Here is an 18,233-nt window from a genome sequence, read left to right as displayed (position 1 = left end):
AGTACTGGGTACTCGTTGCAACAGATACAGGGGCGTCGCCAAGCGGTAAGGCAGCAGGTTTTGATCCTGCCATGCGTTGGTTCGAATCCAGCCGCCCCTGCCATTTTCTATACTCATCCAGGTTACCCTCAGCCTCTAGGTACTGCGCGTGTCCAAGATGATGGTCTTTACGGGGAATGCTAACCCCGATCTGGCTCGGCGTGTTGTACGTCAGCTGCATATCCCTCTCGGTGACATCTCTGTCGGTAAGTTCTCCGACGGCGAAATTACAGCCGAGATCAATGAAAACGTCCGCGGTAAAGACGTCTTCATTATTCAGCCGACTTGCGCTCCGACCAACGATAACCTGATGGAACTCGTCGTGATGGCTGATGCCTTCCGCCGCTCCTCAGCGACTCGAATCACAGCTGTAATCCCTTACTTTGGTTATGCCCGTCAGGATCGCCGTCCGCGTTCCGCACGTGTGGCTATCAGCGCGAAAGTCGTTGCTGACATGCTGACCGTGGTAGGCATCGACCGTGTTCTCACGGTTGACCTGCACGCTGACCAAATCCAGGGGTTCTTCGATATTCCGGTAGATAACATCTACGGCTCCCCCGTCCTGGTGGATGACATCGAAGACCAGCGCTTTGAAAACCTGATGATCGTGTCCCCGGACATTGGTGGCGTCGTGCGTGCACGGGCTGTTGCCAAGTCCCTGGGCGTTGATCTCGGGATCATCGACAAACGCCGTGAGAAAGCCAATCACTCTGAAGTGATGCATATCATCGGTGATGTCGAAGGGCGTACCTGTATTCTGGTTGATGACATGGTCGACACCGCCGGCACCCTGTGCCACGCGGCGAAAGCCCTGAAAGAGCACGGTGCAGCAAAAGTCTTCGCCTACTGCACACACCCTGTGCTGTCGGGCCGAGCGATCGAGAACATCGAGAACTCAATGCTGGACGAACTGGTGGTGACCAACACCATCCCGTTGTCCGCTGCAGCTCAAGCCTGTTCGCGTATCCGTCAACTGGATATCGCACCGGTAGTTGCCGAAGCGGTTCGCCGCATCAGCAACGAAGAATCGATCAGCGCGATGTTCCGTTAAGGGTCAGACCTTAGCGACATCAACCTGACGAAAAGCGCCCCGCCCCAGCATTCTGTTGGGGCGGGGCTTTTTTGCCCATATCGCCTTTAGCGCTGGTCGCAAACGCTAGGGCGAATGTGGTTATTTTGGAGATACAACATGAACGATTTTACTTTGAATGCTGAACTGCGTTCCGACCTGGGGAAAGGTGCGAGCCGCCGCCTGCGTCGTCTCGCAAGCCTGGTTCCAGCTGTAGTTTACGGTGGCGAAAAAGCCCCTGAATCCATCAGCATGCTGGCTAAAGAAATCGCCAAACTGCTCGAAAACGATGCGGCCTACAGCCACATCATCGAGCTGAACGTTGGTGGCACCAAGCAGAACGTCATCATCAAGGCACTGCAACGTCACCCAGCTAAAGGCCACGTGCTGCACGCTGACTTCGTTCGCGTAGTTGCCGGTCAGAAACTGACCGCTGTCGTGCCTGTGCACTTCGTTGGCGAAGCTGCTCCGATCAAGAAAGGCGGCGAAATCTCGCACGTTGTAGCCGAGATCGAAGTGACCTGCCTGCCGAAAGACCTGCCTGAGTTCATCGAAGTCGACCTGTCGGCTGCTGAAATCGGCGACATCATCCACCTGTCCGACCTCAAAGCCCCTAAAGGCGTTGAGTTTGTTGCACTGGCTCACGGTGATGACAAAGCTGTTGCAAACGTACACGCTCCACGCGTTGCACCAGAAGCTGAAGAAGGCGCTGCAGAGTAATTCACTCTGTAATGCCGGAGCTTGAGGAAACATCGCGGACCGGAACGTAGCGAGAAAGCGGGCGAGAATGCGAAGTTGGCCTCTAACGGTTAATCAGCGTTTGTCGTCCACTTTCGCCGCACCAACGGCGATGTTATCCACAACTCCAAAGGAAGGGCCCCTGTCGTGACTGCCATTAAACTGATCGTTGGCCTGGGAAATCCAGGCGCCGAATACGAACAGACCCGGCATAACGCGGGGGCCCTTTTTGTTGAGCGCATCGCCCACGCCCAAGGCGTCAATCTTGTGGCCGATCGCAAATATTTCGGCCTGACCGGGCGCTTTTCGCACCAGGGTCAGGATGTTCGTCTGTTGATTCCCACCACCTACATGAACCGCAGCGGCCAGGCTGTCGCGGCGCTTGCGGGCTTCTTCCGGATCAAACCCGAAGAAATCCTGGTGGCCCATGACGAACTTGACCTGCCACCCGGTGTTGCCAAGCTCAAGCAAGGCGGCGGCCATGGCGGGCATAATGGCCTGCGCGACATCATCGCGCAGTTGGGCAATCAGAATACGTTCTACCGCTTGCGGCTTGGCATTGGCCACCCGGGCGTTGCCAGTATGGTTTCAAATTTCGTCCTGGGTCGTGCGCCACGCGCCGAACAGGAAAAACTCGATGCCAGCATCGATTTTGCCCTCGGCGTGCTGCCGGATATCTTCGCCGGTGAATGGAACCGTGCGATGAAAAACCTGCACAGCCAGAAGGCCTGACTCTTTACCCGAGGGGAAACACCATGGGATTCAATTGCGGCATCGTCGGCCTACCTAACGTCGGCAAGTCCACCCTGTTCAACGCCCTGACCAAATCCGGCATTGCGGCGGAGAACTTCCCCTTCTGCACCATCGAACCGAACACCGGTATCGTGCCGATGCCCGATACACGCCTGGACGCCCTGGCGGCCATCGTGAATCCAAAGCGCATCCTGCCGACCACCATGGAGTTCGTCGACATCGCAGGCCTGGTAGCCGGCGCGTCGAAAGGTGAAGGCCTGGGCAACAAGTTCCTCGCCAACATCCGTGAGACCGATGCCATCGCTCACGTGGTCCGCTGCTTCGAAGACGAGAACGTGATTCACGTCTCCAACAGCGTCGACCCGAAACGCGACATCGAGATCATCGACCTGGAACTGATCTTCGCCGACCTCGACAGCTGCGAGAAGCAACTGCAAAAGGTCACGCGTAACGCCAAGGGCGGCGACAAGGACGCAGTGGTCCAGAAAGCCTTGCTGGAGCAGTTGATTGCTCACTTCACCCTGGGCAAGCCGGCACGCAGCCTGATGAAGAACATGAGCACCGACGAAAAGGCGGTGATCAAGGGCTTCCACCTGCTGACCACCAAGCCGGTGATGTACATCGCCAACGTGGCTGAAGACGGTTTCGAGAACAACCCGCTGCTCGACGTGGTCATGGCCATTGCCGAAGAAGAAGGCGCAATGGTTGTTCCGGTGTGCAACAAGATCGAAGCGGAAATCGCCGAGCTGGAAGACGGCGAAGAAAAAGACATGTTCCTTGAGGCCCTGGGCCTCGAAGAGCCTGGCCTGAACCGTGTGATCCGTGCCGGCTACGAAATGCTGCACCTGCAGACCTACTTCACCGCCGGTGTTGAAGAAGTACGCGCGTGGACCGTCAAGGTCGGTGCCACTGCCCCGCAAGCGGCTGGCGTGATCCACACCGACTTCGAAAAAGGCTTTATCCGCGCCGAAGTCATCGCCTACAACGACTTCATCCAGTTCAAGGGTGAAGCCGGTGCCAAGGAAGCCGGTAAATGGCGCCTGGAAGGCAAGGAATACATCGTCAAGGATGGCGACGTGATGCACTTCCGTTTCAACGTCTAAGCGTCATCTGCGGCCAATGCCGCAAAACAAAAAAGCCGATGCAGTGCATCGGCTTTTTTGTGGGCGCTCACTTCCGAACTTAACAAAAAAGCATCACGACACATTAATTAACTTTATATATTAAAAATATAAAACACTCAAAACGCCGATTGACAACCCCCCAACAGCATCCCACCCCACCTACATAAAAAGACAAGCCGTCTTTAGGATTTATCCTTCAAACAAAAAGAAAATAACAGCGTAGAAACACTTGAGCTTTCATCAGCCTCTTGAACTATAGATTTCAATACCCCTCCGATATTTCTTGACCAAGGTGACAAAATAAACAATTTCCGGTTTACTTCCCTGTATTCGAATGGACTCAAATAGTCTGAAAATAGTGATGCGATCCAATATTGGAGCAATAGCAATATGTCGCTTTCCTATCACCCTAAGTATGTTACAGACGCGCCACTTACCGAATGCCCAGCGATCGAGGCTACTGTCCAGAACACGGCCGCTCTTAATATCGATATGCTACTGCTGGGTGAAACAGGGACAGGTAAAGATACGTTGGCACAACGCATACATCTGTTATCCGGAAGAAAGGGAAACTTTGTTGCCGTCAACTGCGCGGCGATCCCGGAAAGCCTGGCTGAAAGCCAACTGTTTGGTGTCAACAGCGGTGCCTATACCGGTGCGATGCAATCACGGGCCGGTTTTATCGAAGCCGCCCACCTGGGCACCTTGTACCTCGACGAAATTGACAGCATGCCCCTCAACCTGCAGGCCAAGTTGCTGCGAGCACTGGAGTGCCGGGGCGTTGAGCGCCTGGGCTCCACCCGTTTTATCCCGGTGGACATGCGAGTGATCGCCTCCGCACAGCAATCACTGGAGGAGATGGTCGAACAAGGGGCCTTCAGGCGCGACCTGTACTTTCGGCTGAACGTTGTCGATATCCGGCTCCCGCCCCTGCGCGAACGCCGTGAGCAGATCATTCCATTGTTCTTGAACATGATTCAACAAGAGGCAGAGCACTTCAAGTGCACGTTCCCTGCCCCATCCAGCGCACTGCTGCAACGGTTGCTCTGCCACCCCTGGCTGGGAAATGTTCGCGAACTGCGTTCGACAGCCAAGCGGTTTGTGCTGGGTCTGCCACCGATTGCAAACCCGATAAGCGAACAACAGGATACCCAGACAGGCCTGAAGGCACGTCTGCGACACATTGAAAAAGCACTGATTCAGGAATCGCTGAGCCGCCATCACCACTGTGTAGACACTGTGGCGGCTGAACTGGGGGTTGCAAGGCGCACGCTGTATTACAGGATTAAACAACTGGGCATCGTCACTCTCCAGGCACCCACTGCGTAAAAGCCAAACATTTGGAAAAATCTAAAAAACGCTGGAACGCTTTAGTCGTATCGACCACACAGTCGTAGCGTGATTACAAAATGCGAGAAACACGGAACCCGTATCACTGATCACGACCAAAAAGCCAACGACTAACGATTGAAGAACCTGGAGTTTAATTATGTCAAGTGTTGGACCCTACAATAGCGCCAGCAACGCTTACTCTTCATTGGAGAATACCCTTAACAACGGAACGGGTGCTGGTAGTGGTGGCAGTACTTCTGCGTCTGATCGAGCAGAAGCCGTTGCCGAAGCAACTTTCCAAGAAAGTTTGAAAGCAAAAATGATCTCGGGTTTATACGCCGCAGCTAAAGAGATCCGTTCGTAACACAACGGCCTCCCCAGCTCATCTGCCGGGGAGGCAGTCCTATGCGCTGAAGCAGAAAAGTCTGCATCAGCCATTATTAGCAAATGGTTTCACACACTCACGCAGCAGGCCTTATATGCAGATAGAAGCATTTGCCCCTTCAACACTTTCTAATCGCCGAGAAGGTGCCAACAGCGCGCGAGAACCTTCAGCGTCCAGGACAGATGTTGCCTTTTTCACGTCAATGCTCGAGCCCTCAACAGCGAAGTCAACTGCCTCCGTCAACAACAGTGTATCGACGATGCTGACGGAGACATCGAACCACCTCACTGCGGCGAAAAGCCGCCTCGCGCGAGCGTTGAAAGCTTCAACCAACGGCCTGGACGCAGACACACTCAGAAAATACCCACGGGAACTGTCTCACACGACGCTCACTTCCCAGTTGCTGACCAAGAGCCTTGGCAAGGCAACCCAATGCATCGACAAAATTTGCAACTTGCAATAGTGAACATGACCCGATCCCTGCCTGTCGCTTTACTTCTGACGGTGGCATTTATGTTGACCGGTTGCGGCGACCGCGTTGAACTTCATCGCCAGCTCTCTGAGCAAGAGGCCAATGAAGTGATCGCCGAGTTGGCGGACAAGCATATTCGTGCCCAGAAGATTCCGGCCAAAGACGGTGTCGTCGTAGCGGTTAACGCTATCGATATCGGGCGCGCGGTGCGCACACTGGAAGCCGCCGGGCTACCCAGAGTGGCGCGGACCACACTGGGCGATACGTTTCGCAAGGAGGGGGTTATTTCAACTCCGCTGGAAGAGCGGGCACGCTACATCTATGCCTTGTCCCAGGAGCTTGAGGCCACACTGTCCAACATTGACGGCGTCATCGTAGCCCGAGTGCACGTGGTACTGCCCGAACGCATCGCACCGGGAGAGCCTGTCCAACCCGCATCCGCATCCGTATTCATCAAACATGATCCGCGCCTGGATCCCGACAACATTCGCGCACGGGTTCGCAGGATGGTCGCGAGCAGCATTCCGGGCATGACCACCGCGGTGGACAACCCGCAAAAACTGACCGTGATATTCGTGCCTGCCACCGCTTACCAGGATCCGCAACGGCTGGTGTATTTCGGCCCTTTTCTGGTCCCCGGCGATGATCTCGGGTTTTGGCGAGGCAGCCTTATCATTTCCCTGCTCGCCTTGATGTTGACCGTGATTGGCGCCCTGTTTCTACACAACAGGCGCCAGCGTCTTGTGCGAGGGGCGCCCGTGACAGCCGAATTGGCCGGCCCCACTCATGACGCTTAGACCTGATCAGCCCTTGAGCGAACATCTGGCCTGGGCTCAATGGTGGGCATTTCCCTGGAAGCACGCCCTCCAGGGCTGGAAGGATGGCAAGTACCCTGCGATTAACGCGCTGTATCGCATCGGTCGGTCAGCACCGGACGACCTCACGGGGATTGCAGCCTGCTTGCCGCCAGCACCGGATCCCACCGTGCTTCGCCTGGTTTTGGCCACGACGGAACAGCTCGACCTGGCGCTGACACTGGTTCACGACACGTTCAACCCTGACGCCACAGCGCCTTTGAGCGACAGTCAGCACCTGTGGTGCACGCGTCTTTCCAAGGCTCTGCCCCCCGCCATGCTGTCGCCTGGTGCGGATCCGTTGCAACTGCTCCACAGCTGGACAGGGCCCGAGACCTGGCAGCGCCTTCGACTACGGTTCCCCCGTGAGCGCGTACACAAGGTTGAGCAGAACAATGCCTCACTCGAGAACGCCAGCAGCCGACTGAACATGCTATGGCAAGCCGTCGTCTGGCGTGTGACGACACCGGAAAACGACCCTATGCCCCCTGACTCGAACGGGTAAGGAACACAACGATGCTATGTCAGTACACCATTGAGTTGCTCAAGGACAAACCTGGGTTGCCACGCAGCCTGATCCCCCGAGAGGAACTCGCGACCTGGGAGCAAGCCAGCCAGCTCATCAGTCGCGCCAATGCGCAGGCCGATGAACTGATAGCCCAGACAGAGAAGAAATGCGAAGCGCTGCTGGAGCAGGCCTCGCTGGAAGTCTGGCAGCGCGCGGATGCCCAATTCAAGCGATGGGAACGTGATCGCCAAGCCATGTGCGACAGCCTGGAGCAGTACGCAACATCAATCACCAACCAGGCGATTCGCTCCCTGCTTGACGCAACGGTAGCTCCGCAAAGGCTGGCCGCCCTGTTGAGGCAATTACTGGCGAACCAGGTCCAGGAGATCGATGCGTCGCTGCTCTGCCACCCTCATGACCTTGAGGAGATAAAACAGTGTCTCGCTAATCGCAAGGCCACGATCTGGAAGCTTCACGCCGACGAGACGATTCCCCCTCAAACACTTGTGTTGAAAACCGACGAGGGGGATTTCCGTATCAGTTGGCACTCGATGCTCGAGCTTTTTTTCAATCAGGCCCAAGAGCACCGGATAAGCGCTTGACGACATACACCTGGAAAAATTGATTTTTCAATGCACACCCACCCATGACAAAGGAACGCCCATGAGCCTTTTCAATGATCTGTCGCGCGAACTTTTAAGAACCAGCAGTACCTCCCATAAGCTTTTTAAATCAAGTTCCGGGGTGGCTGCGCAAGAGGGGGCAGACGCAGAATTATTCTATGAACTGGCAGTAAAGAGCACCGTGTCCCAGATGGCGTACCTGGAACATAACCGCGTTGAGCATATGCTGCTCAAAAGTACCTTTGACAGCTTTCAATAAAATGCAGGAGCTCGTCAGTCACTGGCTGAACAGCCGTAAAGAACAGCTCTCGCTGTTTGAAGGCGATGATGAACTCATGCTGAAACATCAGGGAGACGCGTTGTTGCTCGGGGCTCAACTGACCTCAAGCCGGCCAGATAACACGACCTTGCAAAACTGGATGCGCCTGGGCGCCGCCAGCCTGAATCATTTCCAGGGCGCGCTTTCCCAAAAGCCTGACAGCGGTGCGTTATGGCTGATTCAAAGCGTTCAGGATTCGCAGGGTTTGGACTCCGTGCTGCGTTGCATTGAATCCCTGCTCAACCAGCGTGACACATGGCGCTCCCTGTTCGCCCGCCTTGCGCAGCCTGCCCAAAACCTCAAACCCACCTCACTACGTTCGCTGTCGTACTAATCAGAGAACCCTCAATGTATAACAAGACCCACAAGCGCACCGGCTTGCAGATTGACTTGCCTGGTGTTCCATCAAAACGCGCCGACTGGCGCTACCTGATCGCACTGACCTGCCTGTTGGCCCCCGTGGAAAGCACCCTGGCTGCCGTCCCCAGCGAATGGAAAAACACCGCCTACGCCTATGAGGCAGAGCATAAGCCCCTGCGGGATGTACTGGAGGACTTCGCCCAGACCTTCGGCACCCAACTGCAAATCGATGGCCTCCTGGAAGGCAATGTCAATGGCAAGATACGCGCCAATACCCCGCAATCGTTGCTCGACAGGCTCGGCGTAGAGCACCGCTTCCAGTGGTACCTGTACAACAACACCCTGTACATCAGTACCCTGGACCAACAAGAGTCTGCGCGCCTGGAGGTTTCGTCCGAAACCATCACCGACCTGAAGCAGGCATTGACCGATATCGGCCTGCTCGACAGTCGTTTCGGCTGGGGGGAGTTACCTGAAGACGGCGTCGTGCTGATCTCGGGGCCCAAGCGCTATATCGAACAGGTCAGGCAATTCAGCAGCCAGCGAAAATCCCCCGACGAAAAGCAGAGCGTTCTCACTTACCCGCTGAAATTCGCCAACGCGGCAGACCGCCATATTGATTATCGCGGCGAAAAGCTGACCATCCCCGGCGTCGCGAGCATGCTGCGGGGCTTGCTGGAACCTCGCACCCCCTCGGCCCTCTCGACGCTGAGCCAGCGCCCTGGGTCAGCTTCACAACCCTCGCCCATCACGCCGGCTTTTCCACGGCTGGGCAACCCGATGCTGGGGCAAATGCTCGGCCCGACCGCAAACCTTGGGCAGTTGGACAGCGGCGTGGCGCTCACCCCGCGCGCGCCTGCCAACTCCAGCCGGATCCGCGTCGAAGCCGATGTGCGTAACAACGCCATCCTGATCTACGACCTGCCGGAACGCCAGGCGATGTACCGCGAGTTGATCGCCCAACTCGACGTGGCGCGCAAACTGGTGGAAATCGACGCAATCATCCTCGATATCGAGCGCACTCAATTGCGTGAATTCGGCGTCAACTGGGGCTTTCAAAACAGCCGCTTCCGTGGCGGCGTGAACATGGCACCCGGTACGTCATCGCAGCTGTCGATCGAAAACCGCGACCGTTTCTATGCCGATGTCCGGGCACTGGAACAACGGGGCCTGGCGACCATGGTGTCCAACCCGTCCGTGCTCACTCTTGAAAACCAGCCGGCCGTGATCGACTTCAACCGCACCCAATACCTTACCGCCGGCACAGAGGCCGCCACCATCTTGCCCATCACGGTGGGTACCAGCTTCCAGGTGGTGCCCCGGGTGATCACCACCCGCGGCCAGCACCAGATCCACCTGGTAGTGGATATCGAGGACGGTAATTTCGACGAGTCCAACCCCGAGCGCACCGGGCCCGATGTACGTCGGGGCAAGGTCAGCACCCAGGCAGTGATGGCAGAAAAGCGCTCGCTGGTGGTCGGAGGCTTCCATGTCACTGAAAGCACCGACAAGCAAAACAAGGTGCCGTTGCTGGGGGACATCCCTCTGCTGGGCAAGGCGCTGTTCTCCTCCACCGAACGCCAGAACAACCGCCGCGAACGCCTGTTTATCCTGACACCGCGCGTCATCGGTGATCAGGCCGACCCTTCGCGTTACTTGCCACAGGAAGACCAGGCCGAACTTCAGGCGGCTCTCAAGCCCCTGGCCCGGCGCTACGCCGAGCATCAGCCGGTGATCAAGCGCAGTGATATCACCAGCACCCTGGCTCACCTCGTCAGCGGGCAAGTGCCCACCGCTTTCAAGGCGGCGCCGATGCCACTGGGGCTGGGCACTCTGTGCGCCACCCGGGACCTGTTGGCACTCAATACCGAGCGCAGCCAGTGGTATGCCGGCCCGCAGTTCAACGTCGCCGTGGTGGTGCTGCGCAACCAGTTCAATCGCAACGTGCGCATTGATGAAAAGGAATGCAGCAACTCCCAGACCCTGGCAGTGAGCGTCTGGCCGCGTGCCTGGCTCAAACCGGGTGAAGAGGCCGAAGTATTCATCGCCATGCGTCCCGTCACCAAAGATGAACACATCGGTGTGCCCCGCCCCTCCCTGCTCACGCCTGCCCGGAATAACGCCCAATGAAACATCGACTGTCCTGCGTCACCTTGATTGGCCTGGCCCTGCTTATCGTCGGTTGCACGCCAACGTGCAAGGGCGACTCCTGCTCACGCCCGCAATCGAGCGCGGAGAAGATGGTGGTCTGGTGGCCGCCGCAGATGCGCATCGAGCCCGGCCCTGCGGGTGAGCGATCGGATTATCAGACCGTGTCCCTGGAACGGTGAACCCCATGGGATTGCCCGACGATGATCAACATCGCCAGGTGTTCCTGGACAACCTGGTGAGCGGCGATGACGCTCACCTGCTCCTGTCTCCGGGTATTACCCTGCTCCCCATCAAGTCCGGTACACAGCGGGGCCTGGCGTTGCAGATAACCCCCGAGGCGCTGCAGGCCGGGCAGTTGCAGCAAGTGCTCGAACGCCGTTTTGAGCATGCGCTGGCATTCGACGGTTGTTTTATCTATCTGGATGCCAAGGCCGCGCTGGTAATCTGGCACGCGCTACCGGCGAGCGGCGCACTCAATGGCGCCGTCAGCCGGATGCTGTCCCTGGCCAGGCTGGAAGCGCTGGATGGACACCGCACCCGCTGACACCTAGCGCTGCTCCAGCTCCGGCAAGTGCAGCGTGTCGCGCTTGGCCTCATCGTCAAGCTCACGCAGGGTGCGGTAGATGACGGCCACCGCCTGTAACGCCTCCCGAGGGATGTTCGCCCCGAGCTTCTTCTCATACAACAGGCGCGCCAGCCACACGCACTGGATGACCGGTACGTCGGCCGCCTTGGCCCGCTCAATCAGTTTGCGCGCCTCGGCATCCGTGCCCTTGTCCACCAACAGCGGCAACGGCGTTTTCCCGGGGCGATAGTAAAGCGCGACGGCAAAGTGCGTGGGGTTAACCACCAACATGTCGGACTCTTCAAGCTTGGGCAGCTTGACCTTCGGTTCTTCCTGGGCCAATTGATAAGCCAGTTGACGCCGCTGGCCCTTGACGTGTGGGTCGCCTTCCATGTCCTTGTATTCCTTCATCACCTCCACCTGGGTCATGCGCATGCGCTTGGCGAAGAAGTGTTTTTGCAACGTCATGTCGATCAGCGCAAGCACCAGCAGCAACCCAAGGGTGGCGTGCAGCAAATGCCGGAACAAGGTGATCAGCGCCAGGATATAGCTCTGCAGGTCGCTGGTGGCCAGGTTGATCAACGCCGCCAACGACGGCCCGATCACCACATACAACACCAGGGTCAGCAGCAGCGCCTTGCCCAGCCCCATCAACAGGTTCATCACCGACTGTGCGGAAAACATCTGCTTGATCTGGCTGAGAGGGTTGAGACGGCTAAAGTTCGGCTTCAAGCTTTCCGGCGCGAACAGGAACCCGAACTGCAACCAACCGCTGATCAGCTTCACCGCAATGGCTACCCCCGCCATCAACAGGGCGAACGAGAAAAACATCACCAGGCCCTCCAACAGCACTTCCTCCAGGGCACGCACAAAGGGCCGGCCAATGCCCGACATCGCCAGCATCATCAATTGCTGGAGACGCTGCAGGCTGGTTTCAGCGGTGAACAGGGCGATTTCACTCAAGGCAGTCAGCACCAATAACTTGCCGACGTCCTGGCTTTGGGCGACCTGGCCTTTCTTGCGCTGATCCTTCAGCTTCTTGGGGGTGGCGGCGTGTTTTTTCTCCCCCGAATCACTCATGGTGCAGCGCCCTGAAACATCAGGCCAATGGCGTGTTTGAGGTCTGCCAACTGTGCCATGCGGGTGACGATCAAATCCTGCAACAGTGGAAAGTACAGCAGCAGTATTCCCAGCCCGGCGAGGCTCTTGACCGGCGTTGCCAGGGTCGAGACTTGCAACTGCGGGCTGTACAGGCCCAACACCGCGAAGCCGAATTCCAGAAACAGCAGCACCGCGATAAACGGCGCGGCGTACAGCATCATGTGGGTAAAGGTGTCGCCCAACACGCCGAGGAAAACACTGAAGCCATTGACCGCCGGCAGCGGCACCCAGGCGGTCGCCGGCCAGATCAGGTAGCTGTCCCAGATCACCTGGGTCAACACGCTCAACCCCAGGACCGCGATCAGCAGGTAAATCACCAACTGCTTGAACAGATGGCCGATGGGCGTGGCGTCCGGGCCCAGCGACGGGTTGAGCTGGCCACCCGCCAACGCGCCGCGCTGGTTATCCAGCAGCGCCCCCACCGACTCGAACATCCAGAACGGCATCGCCAGCAAGATCCCCAGTAAAAAGCCCAGGGCCGCCTCCTTGAGGACCAACCCGCTGATCATCAGCGCGGAGTAATCCTGGCCTGCCAGTACAGCATGGATACCAGGCGCCGGGATCAACGCCATGACCATCACGATGACGTGCCGAAGCATGCCTTTTATGTGCTGGAAACAAAACGCCGGCACCAGAATCGCGACAGGATAAATGCGCGCCATGGCCACCAGCAGGCTCGGCAAATATTCTAGATAGAGCAGCACGCGCAGTCCCTCAGTTCAATGCCGAGCGGGCGATCATGTCGAACATCAGGTTGATCAACTGGATCAACTCCAGGCCGATCCAGCGGCCGGTCAATACCAGCGTGATGCCCACCGCGACCAGCTTGATGCCAAAGGGCAGCGTCTGGTCCTGTATCTGCATCAGGGCCTGCACCAGGGAGGTCAGCACGCCGACGATCACCGCCACGATCAGCGGTGGTGCCGACAGCACCACCACCAGCAGCATGCCCTGCTTGAACAGCACGATCGGTTCCATAGGTCACTCAGAGGTAGGAAAGGAACAGGCTGTCGAGCAACCGTGACCACCCGGAAACCATCACGAACAACAGCAGTTTGAGCGGCAGTGAAATGGTCATGGGCGAGACCATTTGCATCCCCAGGGCCAACAGCAGGTTGGACACGATCAGGTCGATGACGATGAACGGAATGTAGATCAGGAAGCCGATCTCGAACCCCGCCTGCAATTGCGACAACACAAACGCCGGGATCAACAGGATCAGGTCTTCACGCTGGGTGCCTTGGGCCATTTCAGGCGGCCACATGCGTGCGCTGTTTTCCAGCAGGTGGGTCAACACGTCCGCGTCGGTGTTGCGCAGCATGAATGCGCGCAACGGCTGTATGGCCCCAAGCCCGGTGTCCAAAAGCGTCTGGACGTTACTCATGTCCACCGGCGTTGCCTTGACGTTCTGGGCGATCTCGTACCCCACCGGCGCCATGATAAACAGCGTCGCGGCCAGCGCGATTCCATTGATGGCCATGCTCGGCGGCACCTGCTGCACGCCGATGGCGTTGCGGGTAATCATCAGCACGATGACGATCTTCAAAAAAGCCGTACAGATGATCAACAGCATCGGCATCAACGACAAGGCGCCGAGAAACATCGCCAGCACAAGAGGGTCGACCCCCTGGAGCGTCATCGGGAGAAAATCACACGTGACAACTGCAGCCCCAGGCGCCCGTCCACTTCCACCAACTGCCCCTGGCCAATCGGCCGGTCGCCGTAGTAAAGCCCTGCCATGCCGGGGGCGTAACCGGAGATGCCCAGCACCGCGCCGGGGGCCAGGTTGCGCAGCTCGCCCAAGGTCAGGCTCAGGGTGCCACAGCGCACATTCAACGCCATGCTCAACTCGTCGAAAGGCTCATGGCCGAAGACATCCACTACCGGCTCATCCAACTCATGCTCCGGGTATTGCGGTATTGCAAAATCCTCGTCCACGGACGTTTCCTCGATCGAAATAAGCGTCAGGCACAACGGCCCGGAATCATCGTCAATACGCACGTGCAGCCGACGCTTGCCGATGTGCAAGTAACCATTGCCCTGCCTATCGAAAAGGGGCTGCTCAAGCATCACCACGTCACCGGCCCGTACGCCGCGCAACTGCGTGATGGGCAACTTCAAGCGCCCCAGGGTCACCGCCACTGCCAACTGGAACGAAGCCGGCAAAGGCTCCGCTATGGGATGCCAGGGACCGGTCTCGCACAGTGCCAGCAAGCTCTCAGGGGTCAGCCACAGGTAACCCACAACCCTGGACGGTCCCAACGTCACGGTGAAACGACAGCCGAAGTTCAGTTTCCTGGGGGCCGGCAGTAACCGCAGGAAGCCAAACAACCCGCGTACCTGCGGGCTCAGGTGGTGCTGGAATAAGTCCCAGAACCACGAGCCCGGATCGTTGCCGGCCTCTGCCAGCGTCACCGGGCACTCTCCCAGCAGGCTGAACAGCGGCCCTGGTTCGGCGAAAGCCAACACCCCGCAGGCACTCTCGAAAAACAGCGGTGTCACGCCCGCGGGGGCACGGCCCGGCTCCATCAACAACTCACCGTTGTGCCCCGCCACCTGAAACGGCATGCGCAAGCCACGACCCAACCGGCGCCGCGCCGCAACATTGGCGCCGCTGACAATGGGCAACGTTAAAATCTGCAAAATCATGTGGGCGCCACGTGTACCCGTTGTACCTGGACCGGCTTCGCCAACACGTTGGCCAGCCCGTCTTCAAGGCGTTGACACACATCCCCCAGCCAACGCGCAGTGCGCTCTTCCTCCGCGTCCAGCTCAACGTTCCACACACCCTGTTCACGTCGCACACTGGCGTTGATCCGCCCCAGGCGCGGCAGGTAAAGCACCGCCTGCAGCGGCCACTGCATGGCGCCTTGTATGCGCGGCGCCAACTGCTCGGCCATTGCCTCAATCATCAGCGCCTCGGTCGACGCCGACATCGACGTCGGGGAGGAGCCGTAGCCACCGCCCTCATGGTCACTGGTAAACAGCTGGGTAAATAACAGTCCCTGCTGCCAGGGCACAGACGTCCCGGGGCCTGGTTCACGTTCATCCCGGGGCTCACGCAAAGGCGCACGCTCAGGCCTGCTCACTGGAACCTGCGTCATATTTCTTCCTGCGCCGTGTCTTCCTGTACCAACAAAAGGGATAACTCCTGGAGTTTTTCAACCTCACGCAAACACTGAGTAACGTGCTTCTGCGCGCTGTCGATGTGGGTCAACTGCTCGTCGCGCTGTCCGTGCAGGTCGTGTAACTGTCCTTCTTCGCGGCGGGTGTCGGCAGACAACGTGCGCTCCTCGGTATTCCAGGATTTGATGTCGCCGAACGAGATCACCTGGCCTTGATGCTTGCCCAAAAGCTCGGCGGACTTGCGGGCTTCGTCCAGCCGGGTTTGTTCCAGGGCCTCTGCTGCCTGCCGGATTTGCACCAGCAGCGCTTGCTGTTGCCTTTTGGCAGCACTCAACGCGCGCTCGGCCCGATCGGCCCGATGCTTGCGCAAACGCCGCAACGTATCGATTTCAGAAAGGGACATTGGTGGTCAACTCCATCAGTTGGTCCAGGGTCATTGCCATCGGTGCGGGCTCCCGCAGGTCCTGGCGCAGAAACCCGTCGACCGCCTGACGGCTGTCCACCGCCAGGTCAGTCAGGGCATCACTGCCGGGTTGGTATTCACCCAGCTTGAGCATCAGCTCGATCTGCTGGTAGGCCGACAACAAACGGCGCAAGGCGGTACCGGCCTGGATATGCTCGGGCGAAGCGACGTTGCTCAGGATTCGCGAAAGGCTGGCCAATACGTCAACCGCCGGGTAATGGCCACGCTCGGCCAGCTTGCGGGACAACACGATATGGCCATCGAGCAGTGAGCGAACTTCATCCGCCACCGGGTCATTCATCGAATCCTGCTCGATCAGCACGGTGTAGATGGCGGTGATCACGCCGTCGCGAGTCAAGCCGGCCCGCTCCACCAGGCGGGGCATCAGGCTGTAGACCGACGGAGGCAAGCCGCCACGTCCCAGGGGTTCGCCCGCGGCCAGGCCGATTTCACGCTGGGCTCGGGCAAATCGGGTCAAGGAGTCAATCAGCAGTAATACCCGCTTGCCCTTGCGCCGGAACCCTTCGGCCAGCGCGGTCGCGGTGAATGCCGCGCGGGCGCGCTCCATGCTTGAGCGATCGGAGGTTGCACACACCAGCACCGCCTTGGCCCGCAGTTGATCATCCAGCTCGTGGTCAAGAAACTCACGCAGCTCACGACCACGCTCGCCAATCAGCCCGAACACGATCACATCACACTCGACGTTACGCGCGATCTCCGCCAACAAGGTGGTCTTGCCGCAGCCGGCACCGGCGAACAGGCCGACACGCTGCCCTTCACCCAGCGTGATCAGCCCATCGATCGAACGCACACCGGTGGACAAGGCCCGGTTGATCCGGGGGCGTTCGGTAGGCAGCGGCGCCTCGCACAACACAGTGCTCGCCTCCGGCGTGTCGTCATCCACAAAGGCGCTGGGGCCGTCACCCGCGATCGGTCGCCCAAAGCCATCGAGTACCTGGCCCAGCAATTCATCGCTGACCCGTACCCGGTGGGGTACTCCCAGCCGTTGCACACTGGCGCCCACGCGCACGCCTTCAAGATTGCCCAGGGCACTGAGCACGGCATCCTGCTGGTCGAAACCGATGATCTCGGCCAGCATATATTCGCCGGCGGATTTTTCGACCTGGCACAAATCGCCGATGCAGGCCTCGGGCAGCCGGCATTGCAGCAACATGCCATTGACGCGCTGGACACGGCCGCGCATCGCCACCGGTGCAAAGCTGGCCAGCGCACGCGACTGACGCTGCTCCCAGGCTTCAAGACGCGACTGCAGGTCCTGGGTCACCAGCGCACCTCAAAGCGTTGCTGACCCTCGAAGACTACTTTGGTGTTATCGATCAGCACCAGGCGCAAGCCGTCCATTTCATCGCCGACAAACAGCCGGTTCCCCTGTTCCAGCACCACGTGCCCGTTGGGCCCGCCGACGATCTGCAGAATCTTGAAAGGAAACGTTGTGTCGCGGACCTTGACCCGGCTCATCACCGGAACGGCGGTATCAAACTGTTCGCCAAACCGGCTGAGCATGCGCGATACCAACTCCACGTCGTCCTGGGAACCATTGCCGTCGAGCAGCACCTGGCCATTGATCAACTGAATGCTGATGCGGTTGGTCAACTCGCGCTCATTGAGCATCTTCAGCAATTGCTGGCGTACGTCGTAAGGCGAGCCCAGCTCGTTTTTCCGGGTCATCGGTGGCATCAGCGATGCCTGGGCCTCGCGCTCTCCCGAAGAGGACATGCCCAGCGCCGTGACAATGACGGCAACCACGACCACGAGGCTTATCAACCGCTTCTGTTGCGTTCTCGAGATTGACGACAGCGCCAGCGTGGCGGGCGCCTCACTCGGTGGCGCAGGTGCTTGATGCACAGGCGCCGGCGCCTGGGGCCAGGGCTGATCGGTGCGGGAGACGCAGAGCCGAACGTTGCCAATCGAAAACGTTGAGTTGAATTCCAGGTCAGCGATCTGTGCCAGGATCAACCCGTCGGCATCCTGTATCACCCCTTCCTCGGCCTGCACCGACCAGCGCCGCTCGACACACTGCAGCCGCACATGGCGCTCGGCAATGCCCGGGTCGTAGAGCGCGAGGTCGGCGTCAGGGTGTGCACCTACGCTCCACTGCTCGCCGAACAACGGCAACGCCGCCCCCTGGTGCAAGCCATCGAGTACGCGTAGCTCAAACATCGTCAGGCCT

The 18,233-nt window shown here is 58.7% G+C and carries 23 protein-coding genes and 1 tRNA gene; 15 read left to right on the top strand and 9 right to left on the bottom strand.

Features of this window, described 5'->3' with window-relative positions; translation table 11 throughout:
• The first annotated feature begins 28 nt into the window (after positions 1-28).
• From P3C29_RS22020 to P3C29_RS21950, 15 genes are all read left to right on the top strand, one after another.
• Positions 29-103, top strand: a tRNA-Gln gene (locus tag P3C29_RS22020).
• Positions 104-148: 45 nt separating this feature from the next.
• Positions 149-1,090, top strand: a complete 942-nt coding sequence (locus tag P3C29_RS22015; RefSeq protein ID WP_003208392.1) for a ribose-phosphate pyrophosphokinase — start codon at positions 149-151, stop codon at positions 1,088-1,090.
• 138 nt (positions 1,091-1,228) lie between these two features.
• Positions 1,229-1,828: a 50S ribosomal protein L25/general stress protein Ctc gene (locus tag P3C29_RS22010; protein WP_010177032.1), complete on the top strand. Its 600-nt coding sequence runs from the start codon at positions 1,229-1,231 to the stop codon at positions 1,826-1,828.
• A gap of 165 nt (positions 1,829-1,993) precedes the next feature.
• On the top strand, positions 1,994-2,578 hold the full coding sequence (gene pth, locus P3C29_RS22005; protein WP_003208389.1) for an aminoacyl-tRNA hydrolase: 585 nt from the start codon (positions 1,994-1,996) through the stop codon (positions 2,576-2,578).
• A 23-nt stretch (positions 2,579-2,601) separates the two neighbouring features.
• Positions 2,602-3,702 carry a redox-regulated ATPase YchF gene (gene ychF / locus P3C29_RS22000; protein WP_010177033.1) on the top strand — a complete coding sequence of 367 codons (1,101 nt, stop codon included), beginning with the start codon at positions 2,602-2,604 and terminating at the stop codon, positions 3,700-3,702.
• Between the two features lie 411 nt (positions 3,703-4,113).
• Positions 4,114-5,052 carry a sigma 54-interacting transcriptional regulator gene (locus P3C29_RS21995; protein WP_201121777.1) on the top strand — a complete coding sequence of 313 codons (939 nt, stop codon included), beginning with the start codon at positions 4,114-4,116 and terminating at the stop codon, positions 5,050-5,052.
• Between the two features lie 482 nt (positions 5,053-5,534).
• On the top strand, positions 5,535-5,903 hold the full coding sequence (locus P3C29_RS21990) for an EscI/YscI/HrpB family type III secretion system inner rod protein (protein ID WP_275965435.1): 369 nt from the start codon (positions 5,535-5,537) through the stop codon (positions 5,901-5,903).
• 5 nt (positions 5,904-5,908) lie between these two features.
• Positions 5,909-6,709, top strand: coding sequence for a type III secretion inner membrane ring lipoprotein SctJ (sctJ, locus tag P3C29_RS21985; RefSeq protein WP_201121782.1), 801 nt, complete (start codon positions 5,909-5,911; stop codon positions 6,707-6,709).
• 13 nt (positions 6,710-6,722) lie between these two features.
• Positions 6,723-7,271: a type III secretion protein gene (locus P3C29_RS21980; RefSeq protein ID WP_201121784.1), complete on the top strand. Its 549-nt coding sequence runs from the start codon at positions 6,723-6,725 to the stop codon at positions 7,269-7,271.
• A gap of 11 nt (positions 7,272-7,282) precedes the next feature.
• Complete coding sequence (sctL, locus tag P3C29_RS21975; RefSeq protein ID WP_275965433.1) at positions 7,283-7,876, top strand: type III secretion system stator protein SctL; 594 nt, start codon at positions 7,283-7,285, stop codon at positions 7,874-7,876.
• Between the two features lie 61 nt (positions 7,877-7,937).
• A complete protein-coding gene (locus tag P3C29_RS21970) occupies positions 7,938-8,156 on the top strand; it encodes a hypothetical protein (protein ID WP_201121788.1) in 219 nt (72 codons plus the stop codon).
• Positions 8,140-8,550 (top strand): type III secretion protein, encoded by a 411-nt coding sequence (locus P3C29_RS21965; protein ID WP_345952311.1) that lies wholly within the window; start codon positions 8,140-8,142, stop codon positions 8,548-8,550. The genes P3C29_RS21970 and P3C29_RS21965 overlap by 17 nt, the downstream gene beginning before the upstream one ends.
• Positions 8,551-8,564: 14 nt before the next feature.
• Complete coding sequence (gene sctC / locus P3C29_RS21960) at positions 8,565-10,706, top strand: type III secretion system outer membrane ring subunit SctC (RefSeq protein WP_275965432.1); 2,142 nt, start codon at positions 8,565-8,567, stop codon at positions 10,704-10,706.
• A complete protein-coding gene (hrpT, locus tag P3C29_RS21955; RefSeq protein WP_201121792.1) occupies positions 10,703-10,906 on the top strand; it encodes an HrpT family type III secretion system protein in 204 nt (67 codons plus the stop codon). The genes sctC and hrpT overlap by 4 nt, the downstream gene beginning before the upstream one ends.
• A gap of 5 nt (positions 10,907-10,911) precedes the next feature.
• Complete coding sequence (locus P3C29_RS21950; protein WP_201121794.1) at positions 10,912-11,271, top strand: transcriptional regulator; 360 nt, start codon at positions 10,912-10,914, stop codon at positions 11,269-11,271.
• Between the two features lie 3 nt (positions 11,272-11,274).
• Here P3C29_RS21950 and sctU read toward each other — a convergent pair whose 3' ends face one another.
• From sctU to P3C29_RS21905, 9 genes are read right to left on the bottom strand one after another with little or no spacing between them, the layout of a single operon-like run.
• Positions 11,275-12,372: a type III secretion system export apparatus subunit SctU gene (sctU, locus tag P3C29_RS21945; protein WP_275965431.1), complete on the bottom strand. Its 1,098-nt coding sequence runs from the start codon at positions 12,370-12,372 to the stop codon at positions 11,275-11,277.
• Positions 12,369-13,157 carry a type III secretion system export apparatus subunit SctT gene (gene sctT, locus P3C29_RS21940; protein ID WP_275965430.1) on the bottom strand — a complete coding sequence of 263 codons (789 nt, stop codon included), beginning with the start codon at positions 13,155-13,157 and terminating at the stop codon, positions 12,369-12,371. Before sctT ends, sctU begins: the two co-directional genes overlap by 4 nt.
• A gap of 10 nt (positions 13,158-13,167) precedes the next feature.
• Positions 13,168-13,431 (bottom strand): type III secretion system export apparatus subunit SctS, encoded by a 264-nt coding sequence (gene sctS / locus P3C29_RS21935; protein ID WP_010177045.1) that lies wholly within the window; start codon positions 13,429-13,431, stop codon positions 13,168-13,170.
• Positions 13,432-13,438: 7 nt separating this feature from the next.
• Positions 13,439-14,092: a type III secretion system export apparatus subunit SctR gene (gene sctR / locus P3C29_RS21930; RefSeq protein ID WP_275965429.1), complete on the bottom strand. Its 654-nt coding sequence runs from the start codon at positions 14,090-14,092 to the stop codon at positions 13,439-13,441.
• Entirely contained in the window at positions 14,089-15,102 is a 1,014-nt protein-coding gene (locus tag P3C29_RS21925; protein WP_275965428.1) for a FliM/FliN family flagellar motor switch protein, read from the bottom strand. Before P3C29_RS21925 ends, sctR begins: the two co-directional genes overlap by 4 nt.
• Complete coding sequence (locus tag P3C29_RS21920; protein ID WP_201121805.1) at positions 15,099-15,557, bottom strand: type III secretion system HrpP C-terminal domain-containing protein; 459 nt, start codon at positions 15,555-15,557, stop codon at positions 15,099-15,101. The genes P3C29_RS21925 and P3C29_RS21920 overlap by 4 nt, the downstream gene beginning before the upstream one ends.
• The gene (locus tag P3C29_RS21915; RefSeq protein WP_201121807.1) at positions 15,554-15,982 is read right to left on the bottom strand and encodes a YscO family type III secretion system apparatus protein; all 429 of its coding nucleotides are present in this window, start codon (positions 15,980-15,982) and stop codon (positions 15,554-15,556) included. The genes P3C29_RS21920 and P3C29_RS21915 overlap by 4 nt, the downstream gene beginning before the upstream one ends.
• Complete coding sequence (locus P3C29_RS21910; RefSeq protein ID WP_201121809.1) at positions 15,969-17,327, bottom strand: FliI/YscN family ATPase; 1,359 nt, start codon at positions 17,325-17,327, stop codon at positions 15,969-15,971. The genes P3C29_RS21915 and P3C29_RS21910 overlap by 14 nt, the downstream gene beginning before the upstream one ends.
• Positions 17,324-18,223, bottom strand: coding sequence for an FHA domain-containing protein (locus tag P3C29_RS21905; RefSeq protein ID WP_275965427.1), 900 nt, complete (start codon positions 18,221-18,223; stop codon positions 17,324-17,326). The genes P3C29_RS21910 and P3C29_RS21905 overlap by 4 nt, the downstream gene beginning before the upstream one ends.
• Positions 18,224-18,233: the final 10 nt, after the last annotated feature.

This window comes from Pseudomonas sp. 1912-s, from assembly GCF_029269205.1.
Lineage (GTDB): Bacteria > Pseudomonadota > Gammaproteobacteria > Pseudomonadales > Pseudomonadaceae > Aquipseudomonas.
Note: the sequence above shows the minus strand (reverse complement) of the source record. Positions and strands in the feature narration are given on the sequence as shown.

What these genes read in the sequence shown, in the direction of transcription:
- sctR (WP_275965429.1), bottom strand. Translation starts at nt 14,092, where the DNA reads ATGACGCTCCAGGGGGTCGACCCTCTTGTGCTGGCGATGTTTCTCGGC.
- P3C29_RS21920 (WP_201121805.1), bottom strand. Translation starts at nt 15,557, where the DNA reads ATGACGCAGGTTCCAGTGAGCAGGCCTGAGCGTGCGCCTTTGCGTGAG.
- sctL (WP_275965433.1), top strand. Translation starts at nt 7,283, where the DNA reads ATGCTATGTCAGTACACCATTGAGTTGCTCAAGGACAAACCTGGGTTG.
- hrpT (WP_201121792.1), top strand. Translation starts at nt 10,703, where the DNA reads ATGAAACATCGACTGTCCTGCGTCACCTTGATTGGCCTGGCCCTGCTT.
- P3C29_RS21925 (WP_275965428.1), bottom strand. Translation starts at nt 15,102, where the DNA reads ATGATTTTGCAGATTTTAACGTTGCCCATTGTCAGCGGCGCCAATGTT.
- P3C29_RS21995 (WP_201121777.1), top strand. Translation starts at nt 4,114, where the DNA reads ATGTCGCTTTCCTATCACCCTAAGTATGTTACAGACGCGCCACTTACC.
- P3C29_RS21990 (WP_275965435.1), top strand. Translation starts at nt 5,535, where the DNA reads ATGCAGATAGAAGCATTTGCCCCTTCAACACTTTCTAATCGCCGAGAA.
- P3C29_RS21905 (WP_275965427.1), bottom strand. Translation starts at nt 18,223, where the DNA reads ATGTTTGAGCTACGCGTACTCGATGGCTTGCACCAGGGGGCGGCGTTG.
- ychF (WP_010177033.1), top strand. Translation starts at nt 2,602, where the DNA reads ATGGGATTCAATTGCGGCATCGTCGGCCTACCTAACGTCGGCAAGTCC.
- sctU (WP_275965431.1), bottom strand. Translation starts at nt 12,372, where the DNA reads ATGAGTGATTCGGGGGAGAAAAAACACGCCGCCACCCCCAAGAAGCTG.
- P3C29_RS21950 (WP_201121794.1), top strand. Translation starts at nt 10,912, where the DNA reads ATGGGATTGCCCGACGATGATCAACATCGCCAGGTGTTCCTGGACAAC.
- sctS (WP_010177045.1), bottom strand. Translation starts at nt 13,431, where the DNA reads ATGGAACCGATCGTGCTGTTCAAGCAGGGCATGCTGCTGGTGGTGGTG.
- sctC (WP_275965432.1), top strand. Translation starts at nt 8,565, where the DNA reads ATGTATAACAAGACCCACAAGCGCACCGGCTTGCAGATTGACTTGCCT.
- P3C29_RS21915 (WP_201121807.1), bottom strand. Translation starts at nt 15,982, where the DNA reads ATGTCCCTTTCTGAAATCGATACGTTGCGGCGTTTGCGCAAGCATCGG.
- P3C29_RS21970 (WP_201121788.1), top strand. Translation starts at nt 7,938, where the DNA reads ATGAGCCTTTTCAATGATCTGTCGCGCGAACTTTTAAGAACCAGCAGT.
- P3C29_RS22010 (WP_010177032.1), top strand. Translation starts at nt 1,229, where the DNA reads ATGAACGATTTTACTTTGAATGCTGAACTGCGTTCCGACCTGGGGAAA.
- sctJ (WP_201121782.1), top strand. Translation starts at nt 5,909, where the DNA reads ATGACCCGATCCCTGCCTGTCGCTTTACTTCTGACGGTGGCATTTATG.